The sequence below is a fragment of the Chloroflexota bacterium genome (assembly GCA_014360805.1).
Classification (GTDB): domain Bacteria; phylum Chloroflexota; class Anaerolineae; order DTLA01; family DTLA01; genus DTLA01.
Genome location: JACIWU010000007.1, coordinates 34,794 through 48,782, shown reverse-complemented (window position 1 = coordinate 48,782; position 13,989 = coordinate 34,794). Strand labels below are relative to the sequence as shown.

At 66.9% G+C, this 13,989-nt stretch carries 9 protein-coding genes; all 9 read right to left on the bottom strand.

Annotated elements, in window-relative coordinates; translation table 11 throughout:
• Positions 1-49: 49 nt before the first annotated feature.
• Positions 50-1,510: a phosphoglucomutase/phosphomannomutase family protein gene (locus H5T65_02245; GenBank protein ID MBC7258050.1), complete on the bottom strand. Its 1,461-nt coding sequence runs from the start codon at positions 1,508-1,510 to the stop codon at positions 50-52.
• A gap of 210 nt (positions 1,511-1,720) precedes the next feature.
• Positions 1,721-2,503 (bottom strand): LysM peptidoglycan-binding domain-containing protein, encoded by a 783-nt coding sequence (locus tag H5T65_02240; GenBank protein MBC7258049.1) that lies wholly within the window; start codon positions 2,501-2,503, stop codon positions 1,721-1,723.
• 83 nt (positions 2,504-2,586) lie between these two features.
• On the bottom strand, positions 2,587-3,006 hold the full coding sequence (locus H5T65_02235) for a hypothetical protein (protein ID MBC7258048.1): 420 nt from the start codon (positions 3,004-3,006) through the stop codon (positions 2,587-2,589).
• A 4-nt stretch (positions 3,007-3,010) separates the two neighbouring features.
• Positions 3,011-4,576 (bottom strand): SpoIID/LytB domain-containing protein, encoded by a 1,566-nt coding sequence (locus H5T65_02230; GenBank protein ID MBC7258047.1) that lies wholly within the window; start codon positions 4,574-4,576, stop codon positions 3,011-3,013.
• 163 nt (positions 4,577-4,739) lie between these two features.
• On the bottom strand, positions 4,740-6,263 hold the full coding sequence (locus tag H5T65_02225; GenBank protein MBC7258046.1) for a LysM peptidoglycan-binding domain-containing protein: 1,524 nt from the start codon (positions 6,261-6,263) through the stop codon (positions 4,740-4,742).
• Between the two features lie 29 nt (positions 6,264-6,292).
• Complete coding sequence (ftsZ, locus tag H5T65_02220; GenBank protein ID MBC7258045.1) at positions 6,293-7,522, bottom strand: cell division protein FtsZ; 1,230 nt, start codon at positions 7,520-7,522, stop codon at positions 6,293-6,295.
• 5 nt (positions 7,523-7,527) lie between these two features.
• Positions 7,528-10,050, bottom strand: a complete 2,523-nt coding sequence (locus tag H5T65_02215; protein ID MBC7258044.1) for an N-acetylmuramoyl-L-alanine amidase — start codon at positions 10,048-10,050, stop codon at positions 7,528-7,530.
• 3 nt (positions 10,051-10,053) lie between these two features.
• The gene (locus H5T65_02210) at positions 10,054-11,439 is read right to left on the bottom strand and encodes a hypothetical protein (protein MBC7258043.1); all 1,386 of its coding nucleotides are present in this window, start codon (positions 11,437-11,439) and stop codon (positions 10,054-10,056) included.
• 12 nt (positions 11,440-11,451) lie between these two features.
• Positions 11,452-13,962, bottom strand: a complete 2,511-nt coding sequence (locus H5T65_02205; GenBank protein MBC7258042.1) for a tetratricopeptide repeat protein — start codon at positions 13,960-13,962, stop codon at positions 11,452-11,454.
• Positions 13,963-13,989 lie beyond the last annotated feature (27 nt).

Sequence of the window (13,989 nt, the reverse complement as noted above, 5' to 3'; positions counted from 1 at the left end):
GGGGCAGACACGCAGGTCTGCCCGTCGGGGCAAACACGTAGGTCTGCCCCTACAGGTGCGCCTGGGCCATGCGCCCACCCTCGGCCAGCAGGGCCTGCACTATCTCGGCGGTGGGGGCTTCGGCGTAGATGCGCAGCACCGGCTCCGTGCCCGACGGGCGGATGAGCAGCCACGAATCGTCTTGCAGGCGGTACTTGATGCCGTCGCTGTCGTCCACGGCGCGCACGGGCAGTCCGGCGAGTTGGGCGGGGACACTGGCCTTGAGGGCGCGCACCAATTCGGACTTGACGAAGGGCCTGGTGCGCAGGTCGTGGCGAGCATACCGGAACGGGCCGACGGTGCGCTGCAGGTCGTCCACCAGTTCGCGCAGCGACTTGCCGTTGGACGCCACGATTTCCAGCAGGAGCAGGCCCATCAGGATGCCGTCGCCGACGGGCAGGTGGCCCTTGATGCTGATTCCGCCGCTCTCTTCGCCGCCGATGAGGACGTCCTTGTCCAGCATGTGGTCGCAGATGTAGTTGAAGCCCACGGGCGTTTCGTACAGGGGGAGGCCGTAGCGGCGAGCCAGGCGGGCCACCATCTCGCTGGTGGAGACAGTCTTGACGACGCAGCCGTGCATGCCTCGGTTCTCCACCAGGTGGCGCAGGGCCAACGCGATGATGGCGTGCGGGTCCACGAAGTTGCCGAGGTGATCCACAGCGCCGATGCGGTCGGCGTCGCCGTCGGTGGCCAGGCCGATGTCGTAGCCGTTGCGCACGGTGCGTATGAGATCGCCCAGGTTGCGGCTGATGGGTTCGGGGTGGATGCCGCCGAAGCCTGGGTTCATCTCGCCGTGGATTTCGTCGGCCACAAGCCCGGCCTCGGCGAGGAGGGCGCGCATGTACCCGCGACCTGCGCCATACATGGGGTCTATGAGCACGCGCAGGCCCGAGCGGGCGATGACGTCCAGGTTGATGAGCGAGCGCACGTGCGCCAGGTAGTCGGGCATGGGGTCAAAGCGGGTGATTTCCGCGCCGCTGGGCTGGGGCGGGAGCACCCCCTGCTCTATGGCCCAGTCGGCCAGCACGGGCTGGCGTCCCGATGCCAGGTTGGCCTGGAGGTGCGCTTCAATCTGGGCGGTCTCGGCAGGCATGGCAGATCCGCCGAAGGAAGCCTTGTACTTGATGCCGTTGTAGCGCGGGGGGTTGTGGCTGGCGGTTACCATGACGCCGCCCGTGGCCCCCATCCGACGGATGGCGTGGGACACGGCGGGTGTGGGGCAGTCCGATTTGCTCAGGTACACGCGGATGCCGTTGCCGGCCAGGACGCGAGCCACTTCTGCCGCATACCGGTCGGAGAGAAAGCGGGTGTCAAACCCGACGATGACAAGGGGATGAGGATGCGGCTCGCCGTTCATCCGATCCTTGAGGATGTGGTCGGCGATGGCTTGGGATACGTGGCGCACGTTGGCGAAGGTGAATTCGTCGCTGATGACGGCTCGCCAACCGTCGGTTCCGAACTTGATGGGCATGCTCTCCTCGCAGTTGGCCAAGGTTGGTGTTGGGATGCGCCCTGTGCGCCGTGGCACGGGCGGCCAGGGAAAAGCGGCGGTAGTATAACACAGGTTTCGCGAGCGGCCAACACGGGCTGGCCGGGTTCGCAGCGGGTCCTCGTGCTCCAAATGGCGAAAGCGGCCCTCTGGCAATGGGAGGGCCGCTCGCAAAGGGTGAGTCGGGGTTTGCTACGGGATGATGAGCGTCTGGCCTGGGTAGATGTAACTGCTGAGCGTGAGGCCGTTGGCCTGGGCCAGGGCCTGAGCGCTCACGCCGTAGCGCGCTGCGATGCCATAGAGCGTGTCGCCGGGCTGGACGACATGGGTGCGGGTGCCGGATGGCGTCGTGGGCTGGGTTCCCGTCGCGCCGGCGGGCAGGACGAGCCGCTGGCCCGCGCGCAACGTCGTCGGGTCGGTGATGCCGTTGAGTTGGGCCAGTTCCTGCCACGTGATGCCGTAGCGCAGCGCGATGCGGTACAGGTTCTCGCCGGCCTGGACGATGTGCACGTTGGGCGGGTTGGTGGCGCCGCCCGGGATGACGAGGACCTGGCCGGCCATGAGGAGCGCGTCGGGCGCCAGGTTGTTGAGGGCGGCCAGTTCGTTCACCGTGGTGCCGAAGCGCGCCGCGATGCCGTAGAGCGTGTCGCCGGGCTGGACGGTGTAGGTGGACGTTCCGGGTTCCGGCGTCGGTTCCGGGAGTTGGGGCGCGGGCGTGGCGGTGGGCTCCGGCGGCAGGAATGGCTCCGGCGTGGGTGTTGCCGTTGCCTCGGAAGCGGCGGGCGAGGCCATGGGCGTCGGCGTGAGCGTGGGCATGCCGGGTGCAGCGGTCGCGGCGGGCGTCAGCCCCTGGGGCGGCGTGGGTTGGGGGGTGGGCGATGGGGTTGGCTTGGGCCTTGTGCAGCCCGCGAGCAATAGTCCGACGGCCAGCACGCACACAGCCGCCATGAGGATGGCCCGGATTCGCGCATTCATGTTGTGCCTCCTATGAGTTGGTGAGGTGGTTGGTATATTATAGCCCATGTGGGCGGTTTTGTTCAAGAATGGCCTCGCGCCGTTCAATCTTCGCGATGCCTGCCCTTCCGCGCGGCGACAAGGAGCACGGAGAATGCCGCGCTGGCCGCGAAAAGGGGCAGCAGCGATCCCCCCGTGTCGGGCACCTCTTCGCCGCCGGTTGGCCCTTCGGTGGGCTTGACCGGGGCAGTGGGAGCGCCGGTCGCTGTAGCCGTTGCCACGGGTACCAGGGTAGCCGTGGGCCTGGGCGTCGGCTCTCGCGTGGCGGTTGGGAATCGCGTGGAGGTTGGCGCGGCCGTGAACGTGGGCGTGGCTACGGCTGTGGGCGCGGGGACGGCCTGCATCTTGTTGAGCAGCGCCACGCCGGCAACGGCCAGCAACCCGATGGCCAACAGGCCAACCAGGGCGACTATGGCGACGGCGAATTTTCGGTTTCTGAATGGGTTGGTGAATTCGGGTCTCATGGTCTTACTCCGTAAATGGGGTGCCGTCTGCCCGCTGAACGCGCACGCTTCTATAATAATGGGTGAGTATCTCGTGGGCCAGAGCGCCTTGCTGGGCCATGCGGATGGCTCCTTCCTGGCACATGCCCACACCGTGGCCGTACATCTTCACGTTGCCGCAGATGCAGGGGACGCTCCTGCAATAGGGCAGGGCGGCGCGCCAGACCTCTTCGCTGTTGCGCGTGTGGCCGTCGCAATGGGCGAAGTAGTACGCGCCGATGAGTTCATCGCCGAAGGTAAGGACGATGCCGCGCGTCTCGTCCACTGCCTTGTCCGAGCGCGCGCTATGCTTGGGCGACCAGTTCTGGCAGTGCGAGGTGGTGCAGACTGCCGTCGCGCCGTGGCGCGGTTGCTGAACGGCGCGGGCGGCAAATGTGCGGGCCGCAATGGCCTGGGCCTTGAGCGCCTCCATGGGGCTGCTAGCAGGGAGTTCCCTCGGCACGCAACCCTTGACATAATCTTCAAGTTCCATCGTTACGGTGCTGCCGTCTTCCAGGAGGACCGACACCGTGGCCGGGACGGAGGGCACCGTCCGCGCGCGCTTGGGCAGGTCGGCCAGCGCCTGGATGGTTTCGCGCAGCACGGGTGTGCCGTCGGGCTTGTACCAGCGGTGCGCCGCGAACGGGTCGCCGTCCTCGGCCACGAGGAGCCAAAAAGCCGTGTTGGCCAGGTAGTAGGGCGACTCTCCCGCCATGATGCTTCGGGCCATCTCGGCGGCATAGGCGGCGTGGCGAGCGGCATCCACGGGCGGATGGGCCACATGCGCGCGGTCGCCGAGGATGGGGCCGTTGGCCGCGGCCACCATCAGCGCCGCGCGCCCCAGCCGCCGCAGGGCGATCTCGTGGTACCATTCGTGCAGGCAGTAGCCTGTGTGGTCTTCGCTGCCTTCGGGGCAGATGCCGGGGCGGGTGGCGGGCCACGCCTGGCTTGCGCCGTGTCCCCATGTGAGCGGCTTGTTGCTGGTGAAGTTGTGGATGGCGATGCCGAGTTTGTCTTTGAGATTCGCGCTGGCTTTCGCCGCCAGAATCTCCAGGCAGCGGTCCAGAAACCGCAGGTCGTGGTAGTCGCCGCCGGGTTGGAGTGGCGAGAGGAGCGGGATGAGCGGCTCCTCCCGCGCCAGCGTCTCCAGCGCAGGAAGCGCCAGGTCCATGAAGGCTTCAGGGGCGCTGTCGGCGGGCCATTTCGTCCACTGGCCCATCTGGTTGGGGCGGTCGTAGATGAACACGTAGCGCACGCCCGCGTTGGCCAAATGGCGCGCCGCTCGGGCCAAGTCGGCTTCTGCTACGGGCGCGACGAAGGGTGTCCAGAGGTGCACCACCGGCTCAATGGCCCGGTCTTGGAGGCCCGCGATGAAGTGCTCGGGCACGGGGTTGCTGACGCCGCTGGGCAGCGTGAGCCAACTCGCCCCAAGCGTCTTCAGGGTGGGACCGAACCGCTTGAGCCAGGCGCGATCGTCGTGCTGCGTATCGGGGAACCAGTGAAACCCGATTCCCGTGTCGGTTGCCGGACGCGGGTAGGATGCCAGGTCCATCGTCTCTCACCACCCGAAACGTATCGTCAGAAGGGGCGCTTCTGTCCGCATTTCTTGCACTTCTTGTAGCGCACGCCTTCCTTGCTTACTAGAACAACCCATTCGTGTTTGCCCCCCTTGGGGCATTTGTAGGTTCCAGGCATGGGTCCTTCTCCACATGATGTCATTTGGGCATGATGGCCAGGGTCTCCATGGCGAGCCGCGCGGTGTAGTCGCGGTTCACGATGCTGTAGGCGGCGCGGATGTCATCGGCGGCTACCTGCGGCGCGAAGTTGAAGTTCCAGAAGGCCATCAGGCCCATGTAGGGTCTCGCGCGCCCGATGGCATAGGCCTCCGCGAGGTAGAGCGCCTGCTCCCGCTCCGTGTTGTCGGCGGCGTACTCGCGGCCCGGGATGACGGTGTTGCTGCTGGGCCACCCGAATTTCACCAGCCAAATCTGCTTTGCGCCGTCTCCATACTTTTGCATGACGGGATACAAGAGTTCAAAACTTCGGAAGTAGAGATGCCAGTCGCCCTTGTACGTCGTGGTGTCGGCGGTGCTGCGGGTGGGGTCGTCGGCGGGCGGATTGTTGTATCCCCACGACTGCGCTCCCAGCGCGTCAAAATGCCCTTTGGCACCGGCCTGGTACATCTGGCCCAGGTACACCTCGGGTTCAATGGCCTCGTGAGGGTTGTGGGAGCCGGTGGGCATGAGCGCCGCCGTTACCACGATGGCCTGGGGGTCGGCGGCTTTCACCGCCGCGTGGGCCAGGATGAGCAGGCGCACGTAGTCGGCGGCGGGCATGATGCCGCTTCCGCCCCATGCCGGCGTCGCGTTCGGCGCATCCCAAATCTCGTAGGCCTGCACCTGGCCACGATAGCGGGCCGCCGTGCGCCCCAGGAGGTCGGCGTAACGCTGCATCTCGTCGGCGGTCAGCGTCAGGCCCTCGCGCGGACTTGGCGGGGCCTCGCGCGGGAATCCGCCGACCTGGAGCAGCACCTTGACCCCCGCTTCGGAGGCGTCGGCGACCAGGCGGTCCAGTTCGCTCCAGTCGTACTGGCCCTGCTGCCACTCAATGGCTCCCCAGCGGACTTCCTGGCGGAGCCAGTCAAAGCCTATGCCGCGGATGCCCTGCAGGACGGCCCTGTGCTCCTGGCCGAGCAACTGCACGTTGGCGGCATAGCGGAAGGTCTGTTGGCCGGGCCTGCGGGTAGGCGCGGGCAGGGTGGCCGCCGGTCGGGAGGGCTTCGTAGGGATGAGCAATTTGGCGCCCTGGGCGAGGGAACGATTCGGGTTCAGATGGTTGGCCACCAGGATTTGCCAGGGCGACACGTGATACCTGCACGCGACGGCGGCAAGCGTCTCGCCTGGGCCAACGACGCGGGTGGCCCAATGGCTTGGCGTGGCGGCGCGCAGGGAGGGGCCTGGGACGAGCAGCCGCCGGCCTACGGGCAAAGGCGCGTCCGGGGCGATGCCGTTGGCCTGGGCGAGGGACGCGGCGGTGGTGCCGTACGTTTCGGCGATGGCATCCAGCGTGTCGCCCCAGCCGACGGTGTACACGCTCCAGGGTACGCGGCCCTGGCCACTGGCCGTGCCCAAAGCCAGGCCGAAGCCTGCGAGGATCACGGCTACGAGGAATAGCCCCCTCACGACTGCTCGCATCTCGGTTTTGTCTCGTCCCTGGTGGGTCAACATAATCTGACTCATGATACCTGCGAATGCAACGCCCTGTCAACTCACGTGTGGGCTGCGTCGCCCAGGCGCGCCGACTGGAGCCGCCGCCTCAAGAACGCCGGCACGTCCAGGTTGGCGGCGTCCCACCGTGGCGAATACGACGGCCATTCCTGGGCCGGGGCTTCGGTCGGCTCCGGCTGCGGCTGGTGGTTTGGACTCTGGTCGGCCTGCGCAGGGCTTGGGGTCGGCGTGGTGATTCTGGGCTGGGGCAAGCGGCCCGGCGCGGCCTGGACGGGAATCTCGGCCCCTGCCACCTGGATCACTTGGGGTGCTGCGACGCCGATGCCGGTGGCCACGAGCGTAACCTGCACGCGCCCCTTCATCGTGGGGTCTATGGTGGCGCCGATTTTGATGTTGGCGTCGGGGTTGGCGTTGGCCGCGATGATTTCGGCGGCCTCGCCCACCTCGGCGAGAGACAGGTCATCGCCGCCGGTGATGTTGACCAGGACGCCCGTGCAGCCCTGGATGGAGTCCAGGCTGACGAGCGGGCACTTCAGCGCCGCGTTGACCGCGTCGGCGACGCGTTTGGGGCCGCGGCCCTGGCCGATGGACATGAGCGCCTGGCCGCCGATGGTCATGATGGCGTGCACGTCGGCGAAATCTAGATTGATGAGGCCGGGCTGGGTAACGAGTTCGGCGATGCCCTGCACGGCCTGGCGCAGCACGTCGTCGGCCACGCGGAAGGCCACGTCCAGGGTCATGTGGTGGGCCACGAGTTGCAGAAGGCGGTCATTGGGCACGACGATGAGCGTGTCCACGTGGTCGCGCAGGCTGGCAAGACCTCTCTCGGCGGCCCTCTGCCTGCGCACGCCCTCAAACGAGAAGGGGCGGGTAACGATGGCGACGGTGAGCGCCTGGGCTTCGCGCGCGATGCGGGCGACAATAGGCACGGCCCCCGTGCCGGTGCCCCCACCCATGCCGGCGGCGATGAAAATCATGTGGGCGCCGGCCAGATGCTGACGCAGTTCGTTTTGGGACTCCAGCGCCGCCTGGAAGCCGATGTCCGGATTGCCGCCTGCGCCGAGTCCGCGCGTCAGGTTCTTCCCCAGTTGGATGCGGGTGCAGGGTTCCGATGAGGCCAGCGATTGGGCGTCGGTGTTGGCGGCGATGAACTCCACGCCCGGAATGCCGATCTGGATCATGCGGCTGACCGCGTTGACGCCCGCTCCGCCGACGCCGATGACTTTGATGCGAATGGGATAGGTCGGTTTGTCTGCCATTCCAGCCTCCATGCGTGCTAAGGTTTCCAGTGGAGCCAGCGGCTCAGCCACTCTTCTAGGGTTGACCAGCGGAACGGACTGGAGCCTTTCATCTGTACCTGCACCGGGCCGAACAGGTTGTTCTGCTCGTCCGACTCGGCTACCAGCCCCGTGTCGCCTTCGGTGTGGTAAGCGTCCGCCAGCACATAGATGCTGTGCATACCGCTTGCCAGACTCCCCGCATAGTTGCCGAATTGCGGGTACGGTTCCGACGAGAGGAGGGTGATCTCTTCGCCGGGGGCCAGGTCGGGGACGTACCACAGCAGGCCTACGCCCAACGTGCTGGCGACGGAGTTGACATAAGGTATTACGCTGGGGTCTATGTACAGTTGCACCCAACATCCGGGCGCGGGGCCATCGCCTTGATTGCGCACCCGCACTCGGAAGAGGGTGGGTTCGCCCGCTTCGGGTTGTGGCGGGAAGATTTCCAGCGCGCTGACGACGAGGTCGGGCGCGGCGATGTCCGGGGCGGGCGCGGGTTCGGGCGTCGGCTTGGGCGGGCATTCGCCGCAAGGCAGAAGGTACACCGGACTTTCGGCGAGATTGCCGGCCATGTCGGCAATGCGGAATCGCACCGAGGTGGCGGCTTCGGGCACGCGGGCGTATAGCGTGGCCTCCTGTCCTTCGGGCGTTACGCTGACGTCTTGCCACACGCTCCACGTGGCGCCGCCGTCGGTGGACCAGGCGGCAAAGGCGCTGGCCGGCTCAAGTCCGCTTTCGGCATCGCGCACGCGCACAGCGATTTCGCCTGTGCTGGACAGCGCCGCTTCCGTCCACCCGCCGGGCGGGTTGGGGTCGTAGTATATCTGCGCGACAGATGGCTTGGATGTGAGGCCGGCCTTGTCCGTTACGACCGCCGAGTAGGTGCGAAGTCCAGGCTCGTCGGGGAGCGTGAGCACCACTTCGCGCCGGTAGGGTTCGGCGGGCGCGGCTGCCAAGTTCTCCCCCAGGGCCACCTGCATGGCTTCCACGCCGCTTCCCACGTCCAGCACCTCCAGCGTCAAGGTGATGGTCTGCTGCGTCGCGTAGGGGGCGCCGTTGTTGATGAGCAGCGTAACCTGCGGGGGAGTGTTGTCCACGAGCACCATCATGGATTGAGACGCCTCTTCGCCGCGCGCGTTGTGCGCCACAGCCTTTAGCAGGTGATCGCCGTCCGCCGTGGCGGTTGTATCCCATTTGTACTCCAGCGCGGTGCCGATTTTCCGCAGCACCGGCTTGCCGTCCAGGTACAGGGTGATGTCGGAGGTGGCGACTCCCCCTTGGACAGTTACGGTCTGCAGACCGGACAGGGCGCGGTCGGGCAGCGGCGACACGAACCGCACGGAGGGGGCCTGCTGGTGAATGATCTCGGCGACGCGTTCGCGCAGGGCCGGCAGGCGGTTCTGCACCTGATCGCCCGGGCAGGTGGTGGATTTGGTCTCGCGGTGGCCAGCAATGTTGGGCAGGTCCAGGTCGCGGAAGATGCTGCGGCCGGTGGGGTCAATGCCGTAGCGGTCGCAGACCCAGGCCACCAGGCGGGCCAGCGCGTTCATCATCGCTTCGGTGGGCGGCTCGGACTGGAAGTCGCCGATGAGGGAGATGCCCACAGAGCCTTCGTTGAAGCCGTAGTCGTGGCCCCCGACGACGCCTTCGCCCCCCTTGCGCCCTTCGTAGATGTTGCCCAGGCGGTCAATAAGGTAGTTGTACCCGATGTCGCCCCAGCCGCGGGTTACGGCGTGGTAGTAGTACACGGCGCGGACGGTGGCGGCGGGGTCCTGTTTCGGATCGTTGGGGGTCGCCGTGTGGTGGATGATGATCTTCACGGGCTTCTCGTACTTCGGCTCCCAGGTCATGAGGCTCTCGTCGGCTCCCCAGCCGCGGCGCGGGATGATCGCGGGACGCTGCACGCCCGGCCCCTCGCCCTGCGGGATGACCATCTGCATCGCTTCCTGGACGGTGGGGCCAGGCGCGGTGTTGGCGAAATGCCAGGTTACCGAGGCGAGGACCGGCGTGGCTCTGCCATCGCTGGATGTAAACCGGAGCCGGTATTGGGCGTACCGCGCGCCCTGGGCGAACCACATGTGGCCCGGCCAGTCGCCGGTGGCGGATCGCACGTCTTCGTCGGGGGGCAGTTCCTGCCAGTCCGTCCACGCTTTGCCGTCGGCGCTGGTGCGGACGGCGAGCGTCAGGGTTGTGCCGGCGGGGATGTCGGCCTCCCACTGCCAGACGGCCAGAGAGAAGGGCGCGCCTGGTGCGAAGGGCGGGGATGTGTACACGCCCGCCGTCTCGTACTGGCCCTGGGTATCGCGGGCGAGGGTCAATTCGCCGTCCCCCTGGCGCTCAACCTGGAGACGTTGCAGGACGCCTTGCTTGAAATCCGACACCGTGGACTGGGTCCAGGTGGCCGTGCCCTGCACCTGGGGCTGTACGTTTTGCTGCGCGCCTCCTGCGCAACCGGCCACGGACAGCGCCAGAGCCAGGAGGCTGAGGGCGCAGACTACGATCCGCGCATAGCGTCTCATGGCCTATTCCCCCTCGTGCGACGAAGACGCCGGGCTTGCCTCAAAGTTGAGGAAGCGTCGGCCCTGACTTGCCATTTGGTCCAGAATCTTCTGGGTTTCGGCGGCATCGGCCCCCGCGATCCGCTCCACACGGCAGCCGGCGGCTCGGAGTTTTTCCTCGGCGCCGGACGAGACGCCGGGGGGCTTGCCGATGATGGTTACGTAGCGGGCGAGGGCCGCCTCGTCCACGCTGAAACCGCAGACAGGCTTGAAAGCCTTCACATAGTTAGCCAGCATTCGCCAATACCATTCCGAGACGCCCCATTCCCAGACGGGGCAGAGCACGTAATGGTACAAGGGATGCTCCTGGGGGGGCGCGCCCGGGTCGGGGGCAGGGTGCGGCTGGGCGGTCTGGCGGGCGTGTTTCGGCAGGTCTTTCATCGCCTGGACTGCGGGCAGGCGCGCACCGCTCTCCTTGTACCAGGCGTGCGCCTCAAAGGGGCTGCCGTGGCTATTGGCGAGCAGCCAGAAGGCGTTGTTGAACACGTAGTCGGGCACGACGTTGTCCATCAGCATCCGCGTCATCTCCACGGCGATGCGGGCATGGGCCGCCTCGTCCACCGGCGGGTACTTGGGATGGTCGTGCGCGCCGACGATAGGCCCGTTCTCGTAGCAGACGAGGGGCAGCGACCGCCCGACACGGGCGCGGATGATGGCGTCGTACCACTCAAACAGGTAGAACCCCACGTGGTCCTGGCTGCCCTCGGGGCAATAGTAGGGACGGGCGTTGGGCCAGCGGGCGGGGCCGCCCTTGCCCCAGTCCAGCGGCTTGTTGGATACGTAGTTGTGCATTCCGACGGCCATGGTGTCAAAGAGGTCCTCTTTGCCCTTGAGCACGATGTAGTCCAGGGCCGTCTTCAGGAAGACTGTGTCCCAGTAGTTGCCGCCTGGGCTCAGGGGCGTGAACACGGGGTACATGCCGACGGCCTTCATCGTTTCCAGGCAGGGGATGAGCATCTCCATGAACCGATCCACCAGCGCCGGCCTGGCCCATTCGGCCCAGTCCCATTCGTTCGTGAGGTTAGGCTCGTTGTACACGTGGACGTAGTGGACGCCAAGCGCCCGATAGGTGTCCAGCAGCGAACGGAGCGCCTTCTGGTCTATGGGGCGGACCGTGGGCGTGTAAACCCGAATGAGCGGCTCAATGTCGGCCTGGATCAAGCCCTTGATGAAGAACGACGGGATGGGGTTCTCCAGTTCCGACAGGAGCACCAGCCACGACGCGCCCATCGCCTTCAGTTCGGGCAGCCACAGGTCCAGGTCGGCCTTGCTGTAGTGAAAGACGTTCGGGTAGTAGTGAAAGCCGATGCCGGTATCGCCTTTGGGTCGCCAGTATGCTTTGATGTCCACGGGTTCCTCCTGCTATTTGGACACGGCCATCTTCAGAATGGTGCCCTTGTGATCCACGGTGATCTTCGCGACGAGTGGCCCGCGCAGGCCATCGCCTTCGGGCGCGCCGCTGACGGTGAATACGTACCGGTTGGCGATGGCCGTCGCGCTGTGGGATGCCGCGCCGGAATGGCAACTGCCGGTGCACTGGCCGTTGCACAGCACCTGCTGGGTAACGCGCACCTGCTTGGGCGCAAGCCAGGGCAGGCGGTGGCTGATCTGCGATTGCACCTGCTGCACCAGGTCGTCGGGGACGTCGGCGGCGACACGATGCGCGCTGTGCTGGCAGCAGACGGCCAGGGATTTGCGGACGGTCGCGGCCTGCGGCAGTTTGTCCCAGATGGGCTTCTGCCCCTCCACGGTTAGCGTGGGGTCGCCGAACAGGTTGAAGGTCAGGAGCGTCTTCTGGTCTTCGCTGTCCAGGTAGCCCTGGCGGTTCATCAGGTCGTTGGCGAAGGAGAGTTTGGCCCACTGGAGGGCCTGACCGATGGGCATGCCGCTTGTAACGGCGAGCCAGAACAGCCGCCCCAGCAGGTCGGCGCCGGCCAGGGGCGGCGTGAGCGATCCATAGGCCAGGCGCGTGGAGCCTACGACGGCGCGCGCGCCCTCGTGCAGGAACCGCAGCGCGATGGAGTCGTGGTGCGTGCGGGCGAGCACGTCGGCGCCGTAGCAGGCCTCGGTGAGGACGGTGGCGCCTGCGGCCCAAGCGCTGGCGATGTCATCCGGCAGCAGGGCGACGGGGAACAGCGGGTAGTCGGCGGCGAAATCGGGGTCGCGCTGGCCGTACCACGCCGGTTCCCCCTCCACGCCGTGCAAGTTGAAGTAGGCGAGGCGGGGCTTGCTCTGGGCCAGGGCCGAGAACTCCTGCCGCGAAATGGGCGGCGACATGCGCAGGTGCCGCGTCTGGCCGATGACCTCAAAGACGGCCCGCGATGCTTCCTTCCATACGCTGGCGGTGTATCCGAAACTGTCCTCCGGCGAGGGGGCGTCGTCTCCGCGCTGCCAGATTCGGCGGAGGGCTTTCAGCCCCTTTGCAGTGGCGTTGCGCTCCGAATCCGCATGGGCTTTTGCGGCGTGCTCTATCAGGCGCAGGAAGGCGTCGGGGTCGTCGCAGTCGGGCAGGCGGCCCACCGCCCGCGTGGGGAGCAGCGACGAGCCGTTGCGGGCCGCGTAGGGCGCGTCGGTGTAGATGTCCTCGTCCTGGTCGTCGGTTGGGTTCGCCGTGCGGTAGAATGGCACGATGTCGTCGCCGCCCAGGATGAGCACGTGGCGCATGTCCTGGCCCTGGGTCAGGAGACCATCCGCCAGGGAATCCACCGCCGCCTTGATGTGGGCGGGGTCGGCGGGATTTTGGGCTGCAACTGCGCCCAAGCCCGTCATTTGTTCGGGGTCGTCCAGGGCCACGAAGTGGATGGCCCGATTGTCCGCCGGCCCGATGGCTTTTACAAGCCGGTGCACGGCCTCGCCCAGGCGCTGGGTGAAATCGGAACCGAACTTCGCTTCCAGCGTCGTTCGGCACGTGAGGATGGCGAGGGCCGAAATCGCCGACAGTCGCTCTGGTGGCTGGGAGTCGTCGGTGGCCATGAGGTGATCGGTGAGCCGCGCCATCTCGGCCTGGATGTCTCGGAGCGTGGGGCTTTGGGGCAGCGGGGCGGCTTCGGTACCTGCCGCGACTACCTGCTCGCCCCGAAGTTTCGCGCCACGCTGCGCGGGGGCGTCAGAGGCCGCATCGGGCAGGTCGGATGGGTCGGCCCAAAGCAGCCGGTACTGCCCCTGCGCGCCAAAGGCGCGTTCGGCGACGATGCCGCTAGGGTCCAGGGCTTGGGCGGCGTGCAGGGATGCCGTGCCCGCTTCGGCCTGGCCTCGGCGTATCAGGATGTCGCCGCGAATCAGCGCCGCCTTGACGAAATTGGGCCATGCGGCGGCGATTTGGTCCAGCGTGGACATGGCCTCGTCCAGCCTCTCCAATTGCCACAGGGTTTCCGCAAGCCCGAGCCACGCTTCGGGCAGGAATGGGTCCGAGCGCGTGATGGCCTGAAACTCGGGCAGAGCGCCTCCCCAATTGACCGAGAGTTTGAAGCGAACGGCCTTGCCGAGAGGGGTGGCCTCGCCCGCCGACTTCAGGTTGAGGACGGCAGGCAGGCGGCTGCCCAGCACGAGTTTCTGGTCGGCGTCGGAGGGGCACAGGGCGAAGGCGCGGACAAACTGGCGGGTGGACTGCTCGGCCTCACCCAGCGTGTGGAGTGCCTCGGCAAGCGCCAGGCGGCATTCGGCGTTCTCGGGATCCAGGCCGAGGGCGGCGTCCAGGAGCAGGCGGGCGTGCTGCGACTCGCCCAGGCGGATTCGGGCGACGGCCGCAAGGAACATCCCGCGCAGGTGCCCCGGATACTGCCGAAGGAGTCCTTCGGCCCTGTCCAGCGCCTCGCGGAATTGGCCTTGCTTCAGGCTCGATTCGGCCGCTATGCAAATCTCTTTCCCTTTCACGTTTCCACTCCCGCGCGTCTGAAAGTG

Bases quoted from the DNA above. Each gene is read 5' to 3' on its own strand.
- H5T65_02245 (MBC7258050.1), bottom strand. From the start codon at position 1,510: ATGCCCATCAAGTTCGGAACCGACGGTTGGCGAGCCGTCATCAGCGAC.
- H5T65_02230 (MBC7258047.1), bottom strand. From the start codon at position 4,576: ATGGACCTGGCATCCTACCCGCGTCCGGCAACCGACACGGGAATCGGG.
- H5T65_02240 (MBC7258049.1), bottom strand. From the start codon at position 2,503: ATGAATGCGCGAATCCGGGCCATCCTCATGGCGGCTGTGTGCGTGCTG.
- H5T65_02235 (MBC7258048.1), bottom strand. From the start codon at position 3,006: ATGAGACCCGAATTCACCAACCCATTCAGAAACCGAAAATTCGCCGTC.
- H5T65_02215 (MBC7258044.1), bottom strand. From the start codon at position 10,050: ATGAGACGCTATGCGCGGATCGTAGTCTGCGCCCTCAGCCTCCTGGCT.
- H5T65_02225 (MBC7258046.1), bottom strand. From the start codon at position 6,263: ATGAGTCAGATTATGTTGACCCACCAGGGACGAGACAAAACCGAGATG.
- ftsZ (MBC7258045.1), bottom strand. From the start codon at position 7,522: ATGGAGGCTGGAATGGCAGACAAACCGACCTATCCCATTCGCATCAAA.